Origin of the sequence: Paenibacillus antarcticus, assembly GCF_001637225.1 — a bacterium.
In the GTDB taxonomy this organism is placed as follows: domain Bacteria; phylum Bacillota; class Bacilli; order Paenibacillales; family Paenibacillaceae; genus Paenibacillus_AQ; species Paenibacillus_AQ antarcticus.
In genome coordinates this window covers 174,072-196,962 of the sequence record NZ_LVJI01000001.1, presented here as the reverse complement: position 1 = coordinate 196,962, position 22,891 = coordinate 174,072, and the positions used below count along the sequence as shown (strand labels likewise).

The following is a 22,891-nucleotide window of genomic DNA, read 5'->3' as shown; positions in this document are numbered from 1 at the left end:
TATGGATATTTCCTATGGATTTAGGTTGTTTTTGTTTATAGAACCCTTTACTCATGATTATCGCCGATGTCAGCCAAAGGAGTGTAATCAGCATGCCGATTAAGATTCCAGATACGTTACCAGCGAAGGAAATACTTGCTGGAGAGAACATTTTTGTCATGGATGAAAGTCTTGCTTATCACCAAGATATACGTCCCCTGCGAATTGCGATTCTCAATTTAATGCCTACGAAGGAGACGACGGAAACACAACTACTCCGTCTACTGGGTAACTCACCCCTTCAGGTAGAAATTGTATTGTTACATCCAAGCTCACATACTTCCAAGAATACATCTGAGGAATACTTGAGAACATTCTATAAAACTTTTGATGAAGTAAAATTTAGTCGTTTTGATGGTCTGATTATTACAGGAGCACCTGTGGAACAAATGGAATTCAGAGATGTTAACTATTGGCATGAATTACAAGAAATCTTTGAATGGAGTAAGACACATGTAACATCAACCCTTCATATATGTTGGGCTTCTCAAGCAGGGCTGTACCACCACTTTGGAGTTGCGAAATACGAACTGAAAGAGAAAATATTTGGGGTATTCCCGCATACGATCAATTTACCTAATGTTAAATTATTAAGAGGGTTTGATGAAGTATTTCATGTGCCACATTCCCGTCATACGGAAGTCCGTCGTGAGGATATTGAAGGCATTCCTGAACTTGAGATCTTGTCAGAATCTGAAGAGGCCGGTATTTATATTGTGGCTACGAAAGATGGCAAGCAAATATTCGTCACGGGACACTCTGAATATGACCCCTTCTCATTGAAATGGGAATATGAACGTGATGTAGCCAAAGGGTTAGAAATAGATTTGCCTAAACATTATTACCCAAAAAATGATCCTAATCGTGTACCTCCAGCAATTTGGCGTGCACATGCAAGTTTATTATTCGCAAATTGGCTGAATTATTATGTATACCAAGAGACACCGTTTGATATTGGAGATGCGATGGAAGTTTGGCCACAAATATAATCTACAAAGGGGAATAAGCTTATGAATGAGAAGGGATTACGAATAGAGAGTAGATTAGCTCAGATCGGATCCATTGAGGAACCAGTAACAGGAGCGATCAATTTCCCTATCTATCAGGCTACCGCTTTTCGCCATCCTCAATTAGGCAAAAGTACAGGGTTTGATTACTCACGGACGAAGAATCCAACCCGTAAAGTGTTAGAGGATGCTTCCGCTCAACTCGAATCAGGCGATGCAGGTTTCGCTTGTAGCTCAGGAATGGCTGCATTACAGACTGTCTTTGCAATGTTCAGTCAAGGGGATCATCTTATTGTTTCATTAGATTTATATGGTGGTACATATCGACTGTTCGAACGCATTCTTTCTAGATTTGGAATCACGGCCTCTTACGTGGACACGAATGATATGGATGCGTTAGAGAGTAATAGACGTCCGAACACGAAGGCTGTTTTTATTGAGACACCTACGAATCCATTGATGATGATTACGGATATTGAAGCTGTCTGTCTGTGGGCACAAAGGCACCAATTACTTACGATTGTAGATAATACGTTAATGACACCGTTCTTTCAGCGTCCGTTGGAGCTCGGAGCCGACATTGTTGTTCATAGTGCAACGAAGTATCTGGGTGGCCATAATGATGTATTGGCAGGAATCATTGTCACGAAAGGTAAGGAATTATCAGAAGAGATGTTCTTCCTTCATAATTCTATCGGATCCGTTCTCGGACCGACAGATTCTTATCAACTGATGCGTGGAATGAAGACATTGGCACTGCGGATGGAGCGACATGAGAGTAATGCGATTCGGCTGGCTGAATTCTTAACTACGCATGTTGCCGTAGCGGAAGTATTTCATCCCATTTTGAAGGATCACCCAGGACATGATATTCAGAAGAAGCAATGTAGCGGCAACACCGGCATATTCTCTTTTAAAGTGACAGATGCTCGTTACGTGGAGCCCATACTTCGACATATTAAATTGATTGCTTTTGCAGAAAGCCTAGGTGGCGTGGAATCATTGATGACTTATCCAGCTGTGCAAACCCATGCAGACATCCCTCTGGAAATTCGTGAGGCAATCGGTGTGGATGATAGATTACTCCGCTTCTCTGTTGGTATAGAACATGTGGAGGATTTAATCGCAGATCTTGGAGGGGCACTTGATGCAGCTCGGGAAGAAATTGAAGGAGGACAACAAGGATGAGTAATCAACAAGAATCCGGAAACCATTCTCAAGCAGATTTTGCTACTAAGCTAATTCATTTCGGATCGGAAATTGACCGTACGACTGGGGCATCTAGCGTTCCAATCTACCAAGCCTCAACTTTTCATCATGAAGATGTATTTAATCCACCTCAATATGACTACAGTCGTTCTGGCAATCCAACGCGTCAAGCGTTAGAAGATTATATCGCACTATTAGAAGGTGGCGAGCGAGGGTTAGCCTTCGCTTCAGGAATGGCTGCGATCTCTAGTACATTCATGTTATTCTCCACAGGAGATCATGTGATTGTTACGGAGGATGTATATGGTGGAACGTATCGACTATTAACAAGTATTCTTAGCAGATTAGGTATTGAGACTACCTTCGTTGATATGACAGATTTAGATCAGGTAAAGGGAGCGCTCAAGTCAAATACGAAGGCTGTTTATATGGAGACACCGTCTAATCCTACATTGAAAATCACAGACGTAGCAGCGGTCACTAACTGGGCTAAAGAGAATGATCTTATTACGATGTTGGACAATACGTTTATGACGCCTTACTATCAACGTCCAATTGAACAAGGTGTGGATATTGTTATTCATAGTGCCACTAAGTTTCTAGGGGGACACAGTGACGTTCTGGCTGGACTTACCGTAGCTCGTACAGCTTCACTGGGACAACAGTTAAAGCAGCTTCAGAATGGATTAGGTACCGTTCTAGGTCCGCAGGATTCGTGGCTCCTTATTCGTGGAATGAAGACACTGAAAGTGCGTATGAATCAAAGTGAAATTAGTGCTGGGAAGCTTGCTTCTTGGCTTAATGAAAGAAAGGATATTTCTGCTGTGTTCTATCCTGGATTGAACAACCACCCAGGCAGAGAAATTCATGAGAAACAGTCCACAGGTTATGGCGCAGTAGTGTCTTTCGATGTTGGATCAGGTGAACGTGCGAAGAAAGTGCTCAATAAAGTCCAGATCCCTTTAGTTGCCGTAAGCTTAGGGGCTGTTGAGAGTATTTTATCTTATCCTGCGATGATGTCCCATGCAGCTATGCCGGTTGAAGTGCGTGCTGAACGAGGTATTACGGACGGATTACTTCGATTCTCTGTCGGGTTAGAGGATATTGACGATCTAATTAATGATCTCAATCAGGCGCTTCAAGAGGACTAAGAACGAACGTCAGACAGCATCGTTTTTTACGGTGCTGTTTTTCTTATGAGTCCATTATGTTAAGATGAGATAGTTGGAATGTTATTCTAAATATCATATTATTTATTATCATATCAAGGGAGGTTGCCTTTATGAATACAGTAGATCGTATATTAGATAAAGCAATTCGTGGAGAACGTCTTAATCTAGAAGAAGGCGTTAGACTTATGGAGAGTGACGAGATTGAGAAGTTAGGACATGCAGCAGATATTCTCATGAAACGGATACACCCTGATCCGATAACGACTTTCGTTATTGGGCGTAACGTTAACTATACTAATATTTGTGATACATATTGTCGGTTCTGTGCATTTTACAGAGCACCTGGTTCAAGTGAAGGTTATGTGCTACCGGATGAGGCAATATTTCAGAAGATTAAAGAAACGGAGGATGTGGGTGGTACCGAAATTTTGATGCAAGGTGGAACCAATCCAGATCTTCCATTTACTTATTATACGGACCTGCTCAGAGGGATAAAGCAACGCTTCCCTAATATTACGATGCATTCCTTCTCACCAGCTGAAATACGCACGATGCATAAAGTTTCAGGATTATCACTAGAAGAAGTGGTTCGTGAGCTTCATGAAGCAGGACTAGATTCGCTTCCAGGCGGAGGCGCTGAAATTCTGGATGATCGTATTCGCAAAAAGATTAGCCGATTGAAAGGTACTTGGCGCGAATGGATGGATGTTATGCAAATTGCGCACAAACAAGGAATGAACACTAGCGCTACGATGGTTATTGGGTTTGGCGAAACGATGGAAGAAAGAGCACTGCATATGATGCGCATTCGTGACGCGCAAGATGAGTGCATTACGAATAAGTATAACTCCAAAGGCTTCTTGGCATTCATCCCATTTACATTTCAACCGGATAATACAAACTTTGTACGTGAACGGGAAACACCGGAGGCTTACTTGAAGACGGTGGCCGTTGGTCGTATTTTACTTGATAATGTGCCACATTTACAGTCTTCATGGGTAACGATGGGACCTGAAATTGGTAAATTATCATTGAGCTACGGATGCAATGATTTCGGAAGTACGATGATGGAAGAAAACGTGGTTTCCTCTGCGGGAGCAGTTCATAAAGTGAATATTGAATCGATCGTTGAACTGATCCGTGATGCGGGTAAAATTCCAGCACAACGAAACACTAAATATGATATCTTGAGAGTGTTTGAAAAAGGAACAACGATTGATCGTGATTTTGTAATGCAAAATTAAATATTACCCAGTTTAAGGGGCTGTCCCAAAAGGTCTATATCATGACCTCTAGGATCAGTCCCTTTTTTTATAATCGCTACTCCTTATATTTCCTATGAACGAATGCCGTCCTGGATAAAAAGGACGGCATTGCCATTTCTACTTGTTTTCACCGGATGTGTCAGCTTAAGAATGCTTGTGAGTACGTAACTGAGAAATGTTAGCTTGTTTTCCACTAACCCCTTCCGTATATCCTCTGTTCAGGGACCATATACTTAACAAGGATAATGAAAGGAGTGTTCTCCATGGTACTATTCAGCATAACAGCTACGACAGCAGCCGCAGAAAAAGTGACATTTGAAAACATTGTTTCGAGAAAAAACAAAGAACTACATAAGAAATACAAGACATTGAAATTCTCATGTATTTCAAGTGAAGGTACTTCAGTATGGCAATGCATGGGGAATGAACAAAAAATCTCCATGGGCGATGGAATGACCGCTCTATATGAGCTTGCGGCAGAGGCAGCTGCTGAAATCATCTTAGAAATAAAGGAACAACATATAATTAGAACATTGCTTCGGGATGAATTTGACTTCTCTGGTAAAGAGGAGTCTGAGAAAATTATTAAGCATTGTGTCTCTTTGTTAGAGAAAGGGAAAGGTACTCCGAACGAACCATGGAAACGTCGTTATCGGATGCTCTCTAAGAGCTTACAACAATGCTTACTGGAGAGTTCTGTATTAAATATAGATGGATTTATATCCTTTCGCCTTCAAAATTATGGTATAGAGCTGCGGGAAATTATCGAATATGCCGTAGATGAGTTCTTAGTTGATCGGCAATATGAAGAATTTGTAGGTCTACTCAAGTACTTTGTATATTTTCAGGAGCCACAAATTCCATTAGTTCATGTCGTGCATAAGGGAGGACAGGAACTGTTATTATTTGATGAGAATATGAATCCCTTGGAAACGAAATTAACCGAAGGTGTTTTTGTAGAAAGAATTGATCAACAAGATATGGAAATGGAAGACGCCGTTGTGAGTACACTTATTTCGGTATCGCCAGGTAAATTAATACTTCATACACGTGATCCACAAATGCCCGCAGTCAAAACATTGTTACAAATATTCGATAAAAGAGTCGAATTATGCCACTATTGCCCAAACTGCGATGTTTTCTTTAGGGAGAAAGAGAAGATATGACTTGACGTTTAGTATCAGGTAGAATTATAATAACTGTTAAATTGACCAAATGCATTGATGAAGACATGAACCACGAACAATAGGGCTGTTTAGAGAGAGGGAACATTGGCTGTAATTCCCTTCAGTACCGGCGTTGGTTTACCCCTTTGTAGTTGCGATTATGAACTCCTCTATTGGATATATCTTAGAGAACAGTAAGAATCGCCGGTTCATTACCGTTACACAATGCTGATGAAGGACATTGTTTGTGCATTCAACGTTTGAAGGAATGTAGTTTCAATTGTCAAATTAGGGTGGAACCACGGGTGATAACACTCGTCCCTTGACCGGGACGGGTGTTTTTTTGTTGTCTTTTTCTTGAAGATTAGAAAAACTTAGGAGGAATTAATATGGCAGTTAGTATCAAATTACCGGATGGCTCGCTTCGAGAGTATGCTGAAGGTAGCAGTATTGAAGATGTAGCCGCATCCATTAGTAGTGGCCTGAAGAAGAATGCTGTAGCGGGTAAGCTCAACGGTGTTGTAGTTGATTTGTCTACCGTATTAGAAGAAGGAGCACTTATTGAAATTGTAACACTGGATTCACCAGAAGGTATCGAGGTAATGCGTCATAGTACTGCTCATGTTATGGCACAAGCTGTGAAGCGTTTGTTCGGTAACAAGGAGGTACATCTAGGCATAGGTCCTGTGATTGAAGATGGTTTCTTTTACGATATGGATCTTGAGCATCCTCTCAACCCAGAAGATTTACAGAAGATTGAGAAAGAAATGGAACGTATTATTGGTGCAAATTTACCGATTGTACGCAGAGAGGTTAGTCGTGAAGAAGCATTGCAAATATTCGGTGATCTTGGAGATCCATACAAGATAGAATTGATTAACAATCTTCCTGAAGATAGTATCATCTCGATGTATGATCAAGGTGAATTTTTCGATCTTTGCCGTGGACCACATCTACCTTCAACAGGAAAAATTAAAGTATTTAAGTTGATGAATGTTGCTGGTGCATATTGGCGCGGCGATAGTAAGAATAAGATGTTACAACGTATCTACGGAACCGTTTTCCCTAAAAAAGCACAATTGGACGAGCATTTGCATTTCCTAGAAGAAGCAAAGAAACGCGATCATCGTAAATTAGGTAAAGAGTTGAAAATGTTCACTTTCTCACCTCTTGTTGGACAAGGTCTTCCGATGTGGTTACCTAAAGGCGCCAAATTGCGTCGGACATTGGAACGTTATATCGTGGATATGGAAGAAAATCTTGGGTACCAACATGTATATACGCCAGTACTTGGTAATGTAGAACTTTACAAAACTTCAGGTCACTGGGAGCATTACCAAGATGATATGTTCCCTAAAATGGTTCTTGATAACGAGGAATTAGTATTACGTCCTATGAACTGTCCTCACCATATGATGGTGTATAAGAGTGATATGCGTAGTTATCGTGATCTACCGATTCGTATCGCTGAGCTTGGGATGCAGCATCGATACGAAATGTCTGGGGCATTGACAGGATTGCATCGTGTTCGCGCAATGACGCTAAATGATGCTCACATCTTCTGCCGTCCAGATCAGATAAAGGAAGAATTCAAACGTGTTGTTACACTGATCACTAAAGTGTATGAAGACTTTGGAATCAAAGAATATCGCTTCAGATTGTCTTACAGAGACCCTCTGGATACTGAGAAATACTGGCCAGATGATGAAATGTGGGAATCCACTCAACGTATCCTTCGTGAAGTTGTAGAAGAAATGGGACTTCCGTTCTATGAAGCAGAAGGCGAAGCAGCATTCTACGGTCCGAAGTTGGACGTTCAGGTTAAGACAGCGCTTGGGAAGGAAGAGACACTTTCTACAACTCAGATTGATGTGCTCTTACCAGAACGATTTGATCTAGAATTTATCGGTGATGATGGACAGAAACATCGTCCAGTCGTTATCCACCGTGGTATTCTTGGTACGATGGAGCGCATGACTGCATTCTTGATTGAGAACTTTGCGGGTGCACTTCCATTATGGTTGTCTCCGGTTCAAGTAAAGGTTATTCCGGTATCGGGTGCCTTTGAAGAATACGCTAACGAGGTTGTAGACAAGTTGAAGCTTAGCGGTATTTCAGTTGAAGCTGACTTACGTAATGAGAAGCTTGGTTACAAAATTCGTGAAAGCCAACTTGAAAAAATACCTTATATGTTTGTAATTGGTGAGAATGAAATGAATAGTGGTACGGTTGCGATTCGTAAACGTGGTGAGGGAGATATCGGGGCTAAACCTCTCGATGAGGTCATTGCCATGCTGAAAGACGAGATCTCAAATCACCGTATTTCATAATTTCTAACGATATATGATTCATAATAGTTATCAATTTAGTAAAGGATTGTCAGGCCAAGAATACAAGGTCTGACAATCCTTTATGTATATATATCTGTTGTAATGGGAACCCTCGCTAGTAAGGGGGAGATTTTCTTATGATTAGAATTAATGTTTGGCAAAGGATTGTGATATGTGTATTCTTGATTGGTGCGGTGATTGGGGATAATAAATCCTATGCTGCTTCCATGAGTTATGCACAGTGTAGCTCTGCTGGGATGCCAGCAAATATATGTTACCAACAACAGCTATATTATGCTCGTGATACTAATACAAACAAGATTGCAACGATATCGACGGTAAAGCAACCGACCAAGCAAGTAACGAAACCAACAGTTAAGAAAGTAACAACGCAAACAACAAGTAAAGTTAAGGCTCCGTCCATTACAGTCTCAGCTCCAAGTCAGGAACAGGTCATTCGAACTGTTAAGGTTGTCGCAACGGGTTACACTGCTGGATATGAATCTACTGGCAAAAGGCCGAGCCATCCGGAATATGGGATTACCTATTCTGGAGTTAAGGTGAAACGTGATAAGAATAAGATATCGACGATTGCTGCGGACCCTAAAGTCTTTCCATTAGGTAGCATTCTATATATTCCAGGGTACGGATACGGAGTTGTCGCGGATACAGGGTCTGCCATCAAGGGACGCAAGATAGACCTCTATTTCGCTACAACAAAACAAGTGTATAAAGAATGGGGCAAGAAAAGTGTGGAAGTACAAGTGATTAGGCGAGGAAATGGGAAATGCACAGAAAAGATGTTAAGGAGTCTAGGTCAAGCGATCGAAACTTATAAATCATTACCTAGCTTTGTGCTTGAAAAATCGATTTGATTATGAAGATATTTTGATTTCACCGATGCTGCATAAATTTCTGCCCTTGTTACATACTATGGACTGGGGAAAAGAGTTGTAGCCCTACTTAAAGCTTGCAAATGCAAGTTAAGAGGAGGTGAAAATCTCATGGCAAATAATCAAAATCAGAATCAAAATTCAAGACAAAAGAAAGTGCAAGATAACTACCAAACACCGGATGAAAAGTTTAATGCTGAATTTGCTGAAGAAAACGGTCAAATTCAGAAACCAAATAAAGTGCAAGAAAATTACAAGACACCAAATGAAAAGTATAATGCAGAATTTGAATCTCAAAACTAATTAGTGATTCAAGTGTGAGCTCTAACATACTTTCGGACAAGCCAAGAATGCCCTTAACCTATATGGTGAGGGCATTCTTTATGTTTGTAGTTCTCCGCCTCAAGACTGAGTATTTATCATTCTGTAGTCTGTTTCAGAAATGCTAAGTCTGTTGTACACTAAGGATAACGAAAGAGGATGAGGAGAGCTTAGCATGAGAAAAGGATGGTCTGATCGTTTCTTTGGTGGATTTGTGCTTATTGGTGTAGGTGTTATATTCTTGCTTCAGCAAATGGGGTATGTGGATATTAGCTTAGGATCTATTATTTCGACATATTGGCCGCTGATATTAATATATGCTGGTTTGAAAAATTTGCTAACTTCACGTGGTCAAGGTGGCTCCTTCTTAGGCGCGTTCATTCTTATTGCCATTGGAGGTTATTTTCAAGCACGTGCATTAGATTGGTATATTGTAAGTCCTGGTGATTTCTTTAAGTTCTTAGTGCCTGGATTTTTAATTTTATGTGGACTTCATGTCATATTCAAGCCGAATCGTCCTGCATCTAGTAAGAAAATGAAGGCACCGATTGAGCCGATGGGGTTCCCACCTGAACCATCTGAACTACCGAATTTGTCAGATCTAGATGGAGGATCTCAGTCGACGTTAGATAAGCAATTTGAAGAGAAGTTTGGAGCTTCATTTGGGAATAGAAAAGAAAATGAAATAAAACGTAACAGTTATGAATTTGATGATAGTGATGGGTATGAGGAAGAAGATTCGCATCACAAATACGATAGAAGACATAAAAGACACAAGGTTGAGTTCGACAACTTCGAAAGCTCTGTTAATAGAGAAAAGGTAAATAAATCGGCTTTTATTGGTGACGTTCATATGGGAAGAGAGTATTTCGAACTAAAGCCGACCAACATATCTCAATTTATTGGAGATACAGTTCTTGATCTAACGAAAGCTCAAATTCCTTACGGTAAAACGAAGATTAATATTTCTGCTTTTATCGGTGATATAAAAATATATGTTCCCGATGATATGGATTTGGGGATCAAGGTGAACTCAAGTTCCTTTATTGGTGATATGTCCATATTATCTCAATCGAAAAGTGGGTTCATGAGTTCTGTTCAAACTTGCTCACCTTATTTCAGAGAATCTCAAAAGAAAATAGTCATTAATGTCAGTGCCTTCATTGGTGATATTAAAGTCAATACGGTAGGTTAAAGCGAATGGTGAAAATTCTTAAGAACACGAAATGGTTGCTGCTGTTTTATTTCTTACTAAGTGGAGTCGTTATGGCTGGCGTTATATATATGGGGATTTACATGGGATATATTGAAGTGAAGGACAATGTGATGTGGTTGTACTACACGCTGGGTATTATCATATTCACAGTGGTTATAGGTTATATGGCAGGTCAGCGTATTCAACGTGGGATTGATGTTCTAGATCTTAATATGTTACAGGTAGCCAAAGGGAATCTATCTGTTCGGATGCCTGTAGCAGAAGATCAATCGTTCGCACGTGTGTACTACGAATTCAATACGATGATGGATACGGTAGAGAAGAAGATGAAGTTACTACAACGATTAGGCGTACAAGAAGTAGTGAAGAATGAGAAGTCAGCAGAGAATGCAGTGATTGAAGAACGGCGACGAATGGCAAGAGATCTGCATGACACAGTCAGTCAGCAGCTCTTTGCCATTCATATGTCTGCATCGGCTCTTCCTAAGGTGATGGTACACAATGAGGACCAGGGGAAGATGGTCATGGAACAGCTAATTAGTATGTCCCATCTGGCACAGAAACAAATGCGTGCACTCATTGCTCAACTTCGGCCCGTGGAACTTGAAGGTACGAGCTTGGCTGAGGCGCTAGAGAAATGGTTTCCTGATTATTGTCGTCAAAATGGTCTTAAAGGGATAAAGGAACTAGAGTTGCAAGGTGAGTTATCTGAAGCGATAGAACATCAATTGTTTCTTATAATTCAAGAGGCTATGGCAAACATTGTGAAACATGCACATGCGAGCTTAGTGAGTATGTCTTTGCGAGAAGGGCAACATCAGGTGGTTCTTAGTCTGAGTGATGATGGTCAAGGGTTTAATGAAGGATTACAAAAACAAGGATCATATGGTCTTCTTACCATGCGAGAAAGAGCAGAGAAATTGGGCGGTCATGTAGAAATCATTAGTAAAGAGGGCGCGGGGACGACGATCCGTGTACATATTCCTAAGTTTACGCCAGGAGAGAATGATTCTCTGAATTCTACAAATGAGGGGGAAGAATAGCGATGGAAGGCAACATAAAGATTCTACTTGTAGACGATCATGATATGGTGCGTATGGGGCTCAAAACGTATCTAATGTTGGAACCGAAGTTTGAAGTTATTGGGGAAGCAAGGAACGGTCAAGAAGCATTGGATATGCTGAGACTTGGATTCCCAGATGGTCCTCCGGATTTGATACTCATGGATTTGATGATGCCAATAATGAATGGAGCAGAGACCACTAAGGCGGTTCTAAAGGAACATCCTCTTATGAAAATTGTTATCTTAACAAGTTTCCTTGAAGATAATCTAGTAGTAGATGCTATAGAAGCAGGAGCAGTTAGTTACGTCCTTAAGACGGTATCAGCGGAAGAACTAATATATGCGCTACAAGGTGCTTTTAGGGGCATGCCCGTGATGACAGGGGATGTCTCTCAGGCTCTAACACGGGGCATTCGCCAAAGAATGGTCGAAGCGGATGCATCTGGGCTTACTGAACGTGAGAAGGAAGTACTCCTCCTTATTGCAGAAGGAAAAAGTAACAAGGATATTGGGGAGGAACTACATATTAGTATTAAAACAGTCAAGACACATGTCAGTAACTTACTAATGAAGTGTGAATTAGATGATCGAACTCAGCTCGCGATCTTTGCACATCGTAAAGGCTGGGCGTAGGTCTATAGTATACATAAGGTTAATCTATTATTTGATGTTTTATCTCTCTTTAAATTGTTTTTAATGTGACATTAAGGTTTATAGGTCATGATAAGAACAGTTAAATAATATCCCGCCTACAATAAAGGTAAGGGTATAGGAGGTAATTAAAGATGGATGAACGCAATGAGAAGTTTGGACGATTAGAAGAAGATTTGGATCAGGAAATGTCAAAAAGTAAAGAGTCTTCAGAATCAGGTTCTTCCTATTATTATTCCTACGGACCGTTTAAATCGATAAGTGAAGATAGTGTGATACAGAATGAAGATAATTCTTATGATAGAGATAAAGTGGACGTGACGCCACCTCGACCTCTTCGCAACTTACCGGTGGTAAACGCATTCAGTTCTTCAGAAGGCGGCCAAGGTGGAGGCAATAACAACTATGGTGGTTCCGGAGGAAATGGTGGGAACGGTGGAAACGGCAACTGGCAATATAGCAAGAAACCGAAAAGCTCGGTTAAAACGATTTTGGTGTCATTCTTAGCAGGGATGGTGGTCATTACGTCTCTGATGTTTACGGCTGATCGTATGAACTTGTTCACACCAGATTCAGTGCTTACGGCAATTGCTCCAATGGAGTCAAGCGGATCAATCGTAACAACTCCTGATAATAAATCAGGCTCATCTTCAGCTACAGCAACGTCTTTACCGTTGTCGAAGCCAGGGGATGTAGCAACGGTATTTAAAGAAGCAAGTCCTGCGGTCGTGAAGATTGCAACGTTGGTTAAGTCAGGAAGTAGCCAACAGACTAATCCTTATTCAAATGATCCTTTTAGCTATTTCTTTGGCGATCAAGGGAAGAGCGGAAGCGGAAGTAGTAGCGAAGAAAACGGATCATCCTCGGATTCTAAATCAGGACAATTGATTCCCTACGGTATAGGATCTGGGTTCATTTATGATAAAACGGGTTATATCTTGACGAATCAACATGTCATTGATGGTGCAGATGTGATACAAGTGACAATAGAAGGTAATAATAAGCCTTACGAAGCTAAGCTTCTTGGATCAAGTAAAGAACTTGACTTAGCGGTACTTAAGATTGAGGGCGACAATAATTTCCCTACCCTTCCTATGGGTAATTCGGATAATATGTCTGTAGGAGAAGGCGTCGTAGCTATAGGTAACCCACAAGGATTTGATCATACAGTTACATCCGGAGTGCTTAGTGCGAAGGAACGTACGATAGATATCAATGAAGAAGATGGTAGTGGTACGCGTAAGTACGAACATTTATTACAAACGGATGCTTCTATTAATCCTGGTAATTCCGGCGGACCTCTCTTGAACCTTAATGGTGAAGTCATCGGAATGAATGTTGCGGTGAGTGCTGATGCACAAGGCATTGGATTTGCTATCCCAACGAGTGTAATCTCGGAAGTTGTGGACCAGCTTAAGAATAATCAAGAAATACCAAAAAAACCAGTTCCATTCATTGGTGCTTCCTTGCTCACAATGACCAGTCAGGTAGCAGAACAAATGGGATCAACGTTGAAAGAAGGATCTGTTGTTACTGAAGTTACATTTAAATCGCCTGCTTATGTTGCAGATGTTCGTCCGTATGATATTATCGTAGGGATTAATGATACGAAGTATCCTACGAGTGCGGAACTTGTTGAGTCCATTCAGACGAAACAAGTGGGAGACAAGGTTACTTTGAATATTGTTCGGGATGGAAAAGAAATTAATCTTCCTGTAACGATTGGAAATAAGAATGACTTCAACATCACAACGAAGTAATAATAGAACAACAATCGGAAATGTTTAACAGTAATAGCGGAAGGGATTCTCTCCTTTCGCTATTGCTATATGTTATCGTAGAGTAGAGATGACAGAAGAAACATCAACATGTTTATAAATAGGTTTTATTAAAGGGGTTATGATGTATGCGTTCTACTATCTTACTGATTGATGATGATGAGAAGATTATTTCTATGTTACGTAGAGGACTTGCTTTTGAAGGATACGATGTTTCAACAGCGGTAAACGGTGCAGAGGGGTTAAGTATGATCCTTAATAGCGAGCCGGATCTAGTTGTATTAGATATTATGATGCCAAAGGTAGATGGGTTCGAAGTATGCCGAAGACTTCGAGAAGGTGGAAGTAAAGTTCCTATTCTAATGCTGACCGCCAAAGATGAGATTGAACATCGTGTTAAAGGATTAGATCTTGGCGCAGACGATTACTTAGTGAAACCTTTTGCACTTGAAGAGTTGCTAGCTCGTGTACGTGCGCTACTTCGACGTAAACCTGGACTGAATGAAGCGGGGGAACCAAAGCTAAGCTACGAAGACATTATCTTGGATATGGATGGAAGAGAGGTACTTCGGGGTGGTGTTCGATTAGAGTTAACGGCTAAAGAATTTGAACTACTGAACTTATTTATGCAGAATCCAAAGCGTGTGTTATCTCGTGATTTGATCATGGATAAGATATGGGGTTATGACTATAGCGGAGAATCCAATGTATTAGAAGTATATATAGCGATGTTACGTCAAAAGATGGAAGAGCATGGAGGAAAACGAATCATTCAGACGATCCGTGGAGCAGGATACATTCTAAGAGGGGATACATAATATGTCCATCCGACTTCGATTAACGGCATGGTATTCAGCCATTCTTGCTGTAACACTTATTATCTTCGGATCGATTGTATATGGTGTTGTTTATTATAATACGTACAATGAAGTGGAGAAACGAATTGATCAGCAGATAAAACGAATTGATCCATCGATAACTCTCGATCCGTTTACAGGAACAGTTGGTTTTACATTTAAGAAAACGGTTAGTAACTTTGACGAGACTCAGATCATCGCACAGATACACGATTATACAACAGGTGTAAATATACTCGATCAGAACTTAAAAAGAATGAGCATTGAAATTCCTGTTCCCTCAATCTCACCTGAAAAAATGGTAAAAAGCATTAGCCGTATCCAAATTGATGGAAATCCGTTTCTTATATATCAAGCACCGATTCCAGCTTATAACGGAGGTCCTATTATAGGTCTTCTCCAAGTTGCTGCCCATACACTGCCTGAACAAAATCTATTAGACGGACTTCAAAATATTCTCGTACTGGGTTCGGCGATCATGATTATTATTGCATCGAGCTTAGGATTATTCCTTGCCCATAAATCGATTCGCCCGATAGGTAAAGTGATTGAGGCGGCTAATCAAATCCAGAAAGGCGCAGATCTTAGCGTAAGGATTGAGTATAATGGTCCTCAGGATGAAATTGGTCAGTTAATAGGAACCGTAAATAATATGCTCAGTCGGATGAATGGATTCTACAAAGAATTAGAAGACGCCTATGCAGCACAGCGAAGATTCGTGTCAGATGCTTCACATGAACTGAGAACGCCGCTTACGACGATTCGAGGAAATGTTGATCTACTTCAAAAAATGTGGGATAAAGAATCGGGAGAACGTCCTAGCATGGATGAGGAAACATTACAGATCGTGTCTAGAGAAGCACTCAGTGATATTTCCGATGAAGCCAAACGAATGAGTCAACTTGTAAGTGACATGCTTTCGTTGGCTCGTGCAGATACAGGACAGACTTTTATGAAATCTCCGGTTCCACTTGAACCATTGGTTGAGGAAGTTGTTCGTCGAGCACAATTTCTGCCTCATCAAGCCGAATGGATCATAGGTAATTTATCTACACTAAATGGTGTGTATGTGTTCGGTAATAAGGATTATTTGCAACAAATGTTATTTATATTTATTGAGAATGCTTTCAAATATACACCTGAAGGTCAGGTGTCCCTAGATGCATTTCGATATCAGAATCAAATAGGGTTACGTATAGCGGATACAGGCATTGGGATGGAAAAAGAGGATGTCCCATTAATCTTCGAACGTTTCTATCGTGCGGATCAATCTAGAGGGGTCACAGAAGGCATTGGACTAGGATTGTCCATCGCGAAATGGATTATTGAAGAAATGGATGGTTCTATAGAAGTCGTAACACGCGTTGATGAAGGGACAACCTTTATTATCTGGCTCCCAATGATCTTTCCTGTCCCTCTGGAATAAGGTATAATGAATAAGAATAAGGTTAGTTAATGAAAAGAGGTTGATACCATGGAAGTGCTTAAGATTTCTCCTCGGGGATATTGTTATGGAGTTGTTGATGCTATGGTGCTTGCGCGCCAAGCGGCTCAGAATTTAGATCTTCCCCGGCCTATATATATATTGGGTATGATTGTTCATAATAGCCATGTCACGAATTCATTTGAAGATGATGGTATTATTACATTGGATGGTGCTAACCGTCTTGATATTCTTGATAAGGTAGAGAGTGGGACTGTCATATTTACCGCTCACGGTGTATCACCAGAAGTGCGTAAGATTGCTCGGGACAAAGGGTTAACAACGGTAGATGCAACTTGTCCAGATGTAACCAAGACCCATGTTCTGATTGAAGAAAAGGTCAATGATGGTTATGAAGTGATCTATATTGGTAAAGGTGGACATCCAGAGCCTGAAGGGGCTATTGGTATCGCACCAGATCATGTTCATCTCATTGAAAAAGAAGAGGAGATTAAGGATCTCCATTTGGATTCCACTCGCATTGTTATTACGAATCAAACCACGATGAGTCAGTGGGATATTAAACATATAATGAAGAAATTATTAGAGAAATTCCCTTCTGCTGAAGTGCACAATGAAATTTGCTTAGCAACACAAGTACGTCAAGAAGCGGTTGCAGAACAAGCCGGTCAAGCAGACCTAGTGATCGTTGTAGGTGATCCAATGAGTAATAACTCGAATCGTCTTGCACAAGTATCCGAGGAAATAGCTAACGTGACTGCTTATCGGGTCGGTGATGTAACTGAAATTAAGCGAGAGTGGCTTGAAGGAATCTCTAAAGTTGCCGTCACTTCAGGTGCCTCTACACCTACACCTATTACGAAGGAAGTTATACGATATCTTGAACAGTATGATCCTAACGATTCGGGTACATGGGAAACGGTACGAACAGTTAACATGAAGAAGCTACTTCCATCTGTTAAAGTGAAAAGTAATACGATAATATAACCCATGTATAACTAAGAACTAACTAATGATTATGGATAAGAAATAGGACTCGAAAGATAGACACTTTTTTTATAAGAGTGCTCTTCTTTCGAGTTTTTTGCGCTTAACCCATGTATTTGGACTTGACGGGATACGTAACTTCGGGTATATTTGCTTTAGTCATTAAAAGCATAAAAGCATAAAAGCTTAAAAGCGTGCAAGCGTCTAAGCGTGTTAGTAAAAATTGATACGAGGAAAGGATGACATACATTATGATCGTAATAACTTCGAATGTAACGCCGGACGAACAAATAGAGGAAATAGTAAAAGTGATTGAGAAGGAGGGCTTACAGGCTCATGTATCTAAGGGAGCAGATCGCACCGTTATCGGCTTGATTGGTAGTGTAAACCCCAAGTTATCCGAACATTTACGCCAAATGAAGGGTGTAGAGAGCGTGGTTAAGATTTCTAAATCTTACAAACTGGCAAGCAGAGATTTCCACCCTGAAGATACGATCATTGATATTAAAGGTGTGAAGATTGGCGGGAAAGAGATTGTTATTATGGGAGGACCATGTGCTGTAGAGTCAGCTGAACAGATTGATGAGATCGCTGCATTGGTCAAAGCTGCTGGAGGGCAGGTGTTAAGGGGTGGGGCATTTAAACCACGTACGGGTCCTTATAGCTTCCAAGGTGTTGGTGTAGAAGGACTTATTATGATGCAAGAAGCAGGAAAGAAGCATGGATTGTTAACGATTACTGAAGTCATGACTCCTGAATATGTAGACATTTGTGCTGAATATGCGGACATTTTACAAATCGGAACCCGCAATATGCAGAATTTCGACTTACTACGTAAACTAGGAACGTGTGGCAAACCAGTTCTTCTTAAACGTGGTTTCAGTGCAACTTACGATGAGTTACTGAATGCTGCAGAGTATATATTAGCTGGAGGAAATCCAAATGTTATGTTATGTGAACGAGGCATTAGAACGTTTGAGTCCTATACTCGTAATACGCTTGATTTAGCTGCTATCCCTGTATTGCAACAATTAAGTCACTTGCCGGTGATTTCTGATCCAAGTCATGGTACAGGACGTCGTGAATTGGTAGCTCCGATGTCTAAAGCTTCTATAGCTGCGGGTGCTAACGGTCTTATTGTTGAAATGCATACCGACCCTGATAATTCAATGACGGGTGATGGTGTACAATCTCTGTTCCCAGATCAATTTGCAGAACTGTTGAAAGATTTAGAGAAATTGGCTCCTATTGTAGGTAGAACCTTCAATACAGAGAAATCTCCAGCAGAGAAATTTCTTTCAAGAGTATAATGATAACTGTCTAAATTGAATCGTTAAAAAAATTCAAACCATTTCCTATTTTGTTATAAAATCGGAAATGGTTTTTTGTTATTTAGATAATTCTACACTTATGTTAGATAATATGACATATTGAAAAGAAATACCTGACATACGTATTGACGTTAAAAAAAATACGTTTTATAATTGCGACATCAGATAAAAGAAATCATGAACATTGTTAATCAATTGGATGGTTAATGTTCGGAATTTAGGGGGAAAAGGAAATGTCAGTTGAGAACGTATTGAAAATTATTGAGGATAATAATATTGAGTGGATAGATTTTCGTTTTGTAGATCTACAAGGACGTGCTCATCATATTTCATTACCATCTTCAGAAGTAGACGCAGAAACATTTGTTAACGGGGTTGCGTTTGATGGTTCCTCAATTACCGGTTTTCGCGGCATAGAAGAATCAGATATGGTTATGATGCCTGATCCTGAAGCCGTATTTATTGACTCATTCACTGCTCACCCTACTTTGAACATTATGTGTAACATCCATACGCCTGATGGCGAACGTTATGAACGTGACCCACGCGGAATTGCTGCTAAAGCAGAAGAGTTCTTGCAGAAGAGCGGTGTAGGTACGACAGCATTCTTCGCACCTGAATCTGAATTCTTCATCTTTGATGATGTGCGTTATGAAAGTGGCATGAACAGTTCTTCGTTCTTCGTAGATTCGGAAGAAGCTGCATGGAATACGAATCGTAAAGAAGAAGGCGGTAACCTAGGCTTTAAAGTTGGTGTTAAAGGTGGATATGTACCAGTTGCACCGGTAGATACGCAACAAGACATCCGTAGTGAAATGTGCCGTCTGCTTGCAGAAGCAGGATTGCGCGTAGAACGTCACCACCATGAAGTGGCAACAGCGGGTCAAGCTGAAATCAACTTCCGTTTTGATACTTTGAAGAAAACAGCAGATAACTTGCTTGTTTATAAATATATCGTTCACAATACAGCACGCCAATATGGTAAAGTTGCAACATTTATGCCGAAACCTATTTTTGGAGATAACGGTAGCGGGATGCACGTTCACCAATCCATTTTCAACGGCGACACACCTCTTTTCTATGAGAAGGGTGGATATGCTAACCTGAGTGAAATGGCTTTACATTATATCGGTGGAATACTGCATCATGCACCAGCATTGATTGCATTAACGAATCCTTCCACGAACTCATTCAAACGTCTGGTTCCTGGTTATGAAGCTCCAGTAAACCTTGTGTACTCCAAAGGTAACCGTTCCGCAGCCGTACGTATTCCAGTAGCCGCTGTAACGCCTAAAGGATGCCGTATTGAGTTCCGTACACCAGATTCCACAGCTAACCCTTATCTTGCGTTCTCAGCAATGTTGATGGCTGGTCTTGATGGTATCAAGAGAAAGATTGATCCTCAAGAACTGGGTTATGGTCCAATGGATACGAATATCTATGAATTATCCGATGCAGAGAAATTCAAAATCCGCAGTGTACCAGGTACCTTGGACGAAGCGTTAGATGCTTTGGAAGCAGACTTTGAATTCTTAACAGAAGGTGAAGTGTTTACTAAGTCCTTTATTGATAACTATATCAATATGAAACGTGCTGAAGCTAAGGCAGTAGGCATTCGTGTTCATCCACATGAATATAGCCTCTACTTCGATTGCTAGAATGGGTATATAAAATCATAAATTATCTTGATCCTTCGGGCTTCCCGAAGGATCTTCCTTGTTGAATGTAGAATAAAGAATGCGTTTCCACTGTGTCGCTTTAACCTGATAAATAAAAATGTCTTTACCTATAAATAATTTTAATGTTAGATTTAAGTTCGAAAGTGCGAATCATACTTGATGGGTGGTAGGAATACTGCTATCATTGCGGTATCATAAAACATAAAATATAAAAGAAGAAAGAGAAAGGGTGGGGAGTACACTTGACTAAGAGAGCCTATAATTTTAATGCAGGACCTGCTGCACTACCGCTTCAAGTTCTAGAACGTGCACAAGCTGAATTTGTGGATTTCAGAAATACAGGAATGTCCATTATGGAGATGTCTCATCGCGGTAAAGTTTATGAAGAAGTACATAATGAAGCAGAAAGTCGTCTGCTATCATTACTTGGTGGCGGAAAGGGATATAAAGTTCTGTTCTTACAAGGCGGAGCAAGTACGCAATTTGCAATGCTTCCTATGAACTTGCTATCCGAAGGTAAGGTTGCTAGCTATGTTCACTCGGGAAGTTGGGCTGATAAAGCAATCAAAGAAGCCAAACTAATTGGACAAACAAATGTTGTAGCTACATCTGAAGCAAACAAGTTTATGTCTATACCTGATCTTAGTAATATTCAATTGTCTGATAATACAGCTTATCTTCATGTGACCTCCAATGAAACGATTGAAGGTACTCAATATCAACAATTTCCTGACACAGGCAGTATTCCATTGATTGGCGATATGTCCAGTGATATTCTCAGCCGTCAATTTGATCTGAATCAATTCGGACTTATCTATGCAGGAGCTCAGAAGAATCTAGGACCTTCCGGTGTTACAGTTGTTATTGCACGGGAAGAGTTAATTAATAACTCACCGAAGAGTATCCCAACGATGTTACGTTATAATACACATTCTTCAAACAATTCATTGTATAACACACCACCTGCTTTTTCCGTATACATGGTTAATGAAGTATTGAAATGGGTGGAAGAGCAAGGTGCTCTTGAAGGAATTGAGAAGATTAACCGCAAGAAAGCACAGCTTATCTATGATACAATAGACAACAGTGGTGGCTTTTATCGGGGACCTGTTGAAGCAGGTAGCCGTTCGATTATGAATATCACTTTCCGTCTGACTTCTGAGGAACTTGAGAATCAGTTCATTAAAGAATCAGAAGTGGAAGGCTTTGTGGGTCTCAAAGGCCATCGTAGTGTAGGCGGTTTACGCGCTTCGATCTATAATGCGGTTCCTTATGAGAGTTGTAAAGCACTAGCTGATTTCATGTCACATTTTCAAAAGACTCATGGGTAAGGAAAGTTGATTAGTCATTTACTTTCTAGTACTCTTAGCCTTCCACCCTTTGGTGGAGGGCTTTTGTTGTGGTCCCGCGGAACAATTGGGGTTATACTAACTATAAATAGATAGATGGAGGATATCATCATGGCATTACATATCGTACTTGTGGAGCCGGAAATACCGGCAAATACAGGAAATATTTCAAGAACATGCGCTGCGACAGGTGTACATTTGCATTTGGTTCACCCACTTGGGTTTCTTACCGATGATAAGACATTAAAGAGAGCAGGCTTAGACTATTGGCATGCTGTTCATATTGAATATCATGATTCATTTGCAGAGGTGCAAGAGAAGTATGCGGGCAGCCGGTTTTTCTATGCCTCGACAAAAGCTAATTTAAGATATAGTGACTTTGAATATCAGGATGGGGACTTTTTTGTATTTGGTAAAGAGACAAAGGGGTTGCCACTAGAATTACTTGAAGCTAATCCTGAAACATGCATGCGGATACCAATGGGTGAGCAGGTTAGATCATTAAATCTCTCCAATTCGGCGGCAATTGTTGTATATGAGGCATTGCGACAACTAGATTTCAATGATTTAAGATAAAAATTGTCGAACACAGCAGGATTCGACATAATCATATCGAACTATTAAGATAGACCCATTTTTAGACGTTGTGGGACTACTATATTTTTTGATAGGGGAGTGTAGTACCATATGAAGCCTGCTGGTGTGGTTCGTAAGGTGGATCAGTTGGGGAGAATTGTCTTACCCAAATCATTGAGAAAAAGATATCAGATGAATGAAGGGGACCCAGTAGAGATTTTGGTCCAGGGAGATCATATTATTTTGGAAAGATATCGTCCCAAATGTGTGTTCTGTGGTTCAGTAGAAGAAGTGAATGAATTCAAAGAACGTCTTATTTGTGCACAGTGCCAGTCAGAGATGACGGATTTACTTCGGGCCTAATGCATATAATGGGGGCATCGCGATTTAACGTGGTGCTTTTTTTTGATTTTTTCTTCGTATACATAGATTAACCTACAGACGAACCCGAACAATACGACAAATAAAACAGGCTTCCTCAGCGTGAGGAAGCCAACATAGCGATTAACCTAAAGACCTTTTGTTTTATCATCGTTATAAGATGATGTGAGGATGCCG

General features: G+C 40.5%; 20 protein-coding genes. All 20 read left to right on the top strand.

Annotated features, from left to right (window positions below):
• Window positions 1-92: 92 nt before the first annotated feature.
• Complete coding sequence (gene metA, locus PBAT_RS00935; RefSeq protein WP_068645875.1) at window positions 93-1,028, top strand: homoserine O-acetyltransferase MetA; 936 nt, start codon at window positions 93-95, stop codon at window positions 1,026-1,028.
• A 21-nt stretch (window positions 1,029-1,049) separates the two neighbouring features.
• The gene (locus PBAT_RS00930; protein ID WP_068645874.1) at window positions 1,050-2,234 is read left to right on the top strand and encodes an aminotransferase class I/II-fold pyridoxal phosphate-dependent enzyme; all 1,185 of its coding nucleotides are present in this window, start codon (window positions 1,050-1,052) and stop codon (window positions 2,232-2,234) included.
• A complete protein-coding gene (locus PBAT_RS00925; RefSeq protein WP_068645873.1) occupies window positions 2,231-3,406 on the top strand; it encodes a trans-sulfuration enzyme family protein in 1,176 nt (391 codons plus the stop codon). Before PBAT_RS00930 ends, PBAT_RS00925 begins: the two co-directional genes overlap by 4 nt.
• A gap of 131 nt (window positions 3,407-3,537) precedes the next feature.
• Window positions 3,538-4,671, top strand: a complete 1,134-nt coding sequence (gene mqnC, locus PBAT_RS00920) for a cyclic dehypoxanthinyl futalosine synthase (RefSeq protein ID WP_068645872.1) — start codon at window positions 3,538-3,540, stop codon at window positions 4,669-4,671.
• A 284-nt stretch (window positions 4,672-4,955) separates the two neighbouring features.
• The gene (locus PBAT_RS00915; RefSeq protein ID WP_068645871.1) at window positions 4,956-5,858 is read left to right on the top strand and encodes a putative sporulation protein YtxC; all 903 of its coding nucleotides are present in this window, start codon (window positions 4,956-4,958) and stop codon (window positions 5,856-5,858) included.
• A 389-nt stretch (window positions 5,859-6,247) separates the two neighbouring features.
• The gene (gene thrS / locus PBAT_RS00910) at window positions 6,248-8,188 is read left to right on the top strand and encodes a threonine--tRNA ligase (protein ID WP_068645870.1); all 1,941 of its coding nucleotides are present in this window, start codon (window positions 6,248-6,250) and stop codon (window positions 8,186-8,188) included.
• A gap of 257 nt (window positions 8,189-8,445) precedes the next feature.
• Window positions 8,446-9,063 carry a 3D domain-containing protein gene (locus PBAT_RS00905; RefSeq protein WP_420848719.1) on the top strand — a complete coding sequence of 206 codons (618 nt, stop codon included), beginning with the start codon at window positions 8,446-8,448 and terminating at the stop codon, window positions 9,061-9,063.
• Window positions 9,064-9,192: 129 nt separating this feature from the next.
• Window positions 9,193-9,384, top strand: a complete 192-nt coding sequence (locus tag PBAT_RS00900; protein WP_068645869.1) for a hypothetical protein — start codon at window positions 9,193-9,195, stop codon at window positions 9,382-9,384.
• A 193-nt stretch (window positions 9,385-9,577) separates the two neighbouring features.
• Entirely contained in the window at window positions 9,578-10,597 is a 1,020-nt protein-coding gene (gene liaF / locus PBAT_RS00895; RefSeq protein WP_068645868.1) for a cell wall-active antibiotics response protein LiaF, read from the top strand.
• 5 nt (window positions 10,598-10,602) lie between these two features.
• Window positions 10,603-11,661, top strand: coding sequence for a sensor histidine kinase (locus PBAT_RS00890; protein ID WP_068645867.1), 1,059 nt, complete (start codon window positions 10,603-10,605; stop codon window positions 11,659-11,661).
• A 2-nt stretch (window positions 11,662-11,663) separates the two neighbouring features.
• Entirely contained in the window at window positions 11,664-12,314 is a 651-nt protein-coding gene (locus PBAT_RS00885) for a response regulator (protein ID WP_068645866.1), read from the top strand.
• A 152-nt stretch (window positions 12,315-12,466) separates the two neighbouring features.
• Complete coding sequence (locus tag PBAT_RS00880; protein ID WP_068645865.1) at window positions 12,467-14,092, top strand: S1C family serine protease; 1,626 nt, start codon at window positions 12,467-12,469, stop codon at window positions 14,090-14,092.
• Between the two features lie 146 nt (window positions 14,093-14,238).
• Window positions 14,239-14,928: a response regulator transcription factor gene (locus PBAT_RS00875; RefSeq protein ID WP_068645864.1), complete on the top strand. Its 690-nt coding sequence runs from the start codon at window positions 14,239-14,241 to the stop codon at window positions 14,926-14,928.
• Window position 14,929: 1 nt separating this feature from the next.
• A complete protein-coding gene (locus PBAT_RS00870) occupies window positions 14,930-16,393 on the top strand; it encodes a sensor histidine kinase (protein WP_068645863.1) in 1,464 nt (487 codons plus the stop codon).
• Between the two features lie 48 nt (window positions 16,394-16,441).
• Window positions 16,442-17,398: a 4-hydroxy-3-methylbut-2-enyl diphosphate reductase gene (locus PBAT_RS00865; protein ID WP_068645862.1), complete on the top strand. Its 957-nt coding sequence runs from the start codon at window positions 16,442-16,444 to the stop codon at window positions 17,396-17,398.
• Between the two features lie 251 nt (window positions 17,399-17,649).
• Window positions 17,650-18,708 carry a 3-deoxy-7-phosphoheptulonate synthase gene (gene aroF / locus PBAT_RS00860; RefSeq protein ID WP_068645861.1) on the top strand — a complete coding sequence of 353 codons (1,059 nt, stop codon included), beginning with the start codon at window positions 17,650-17,652 and terminating at the stop codon, window positions 18,706-18,708.
• Between the two features lie 254 nt (window positions 18,709-18,962).
• Window positions 18,963-20,387 carry a type I glutamate--ammonia ligase gene (gene glnA, locus PBAT_RS00855; RefSeq protein WP_068645860.1) on the top strand — a complete coding sequence of 475 codons (1,425 nt, stop codon included), beginning with the start codon at window positions 18,963-18,965 and terminating at the stop codon, window positions 20,385-20,387.
• A gap of 263 nt (window positions 20,388-20,650) precedes the next feature.
• Complete coding sequence (gene serC, locus PBAT_RS00850) at window positions 20,651-21,739, top strand: 3-phosphoserine/phosphohydroxythreonine transaminase (protein WP_068645859.1); 1,089 nt, start codon at window positions 20,651-20,653, stop codon at window positions 21,737-21,739.
• A 129-nt stretch (window positions 21,740-21,868) separates the two neighbouring features.
• On the top strand, window positions 21,869-22,333 hold the full coding sequence (trmL, locus tag PBAT_RS00845) for a tRNA (uridine(34)/cytosine(34)/5-carboxymethylaminomethyluridine(34)-2'-O)-methyltransferase TrmL (RefSeq protein ID WP_068583005.1): 465 nt from the start codon (window positions 21,869-21,871) through the stop codon (window positions 22,331-22,333).
• A 111-nt stretch (window positions 22,334-22,444) separates the two neighbouring features.
• Window positions 22,445-22,696 carry an AbrB/MazE/SpoVT family DNA-binding domain-containing protein gene (locus PBAT_RS00840; protein WP_068594412.1) on the top strand — a complete coding sequence of 84 codons (252 nt, stop codon included), beginning with the start codon at window positions 22,445-22,447 and terminating at the stop codon, window positions 22,694-22,696.
• Window positions 22,697-22,891 lie beyond the last annotated feature (195 nt).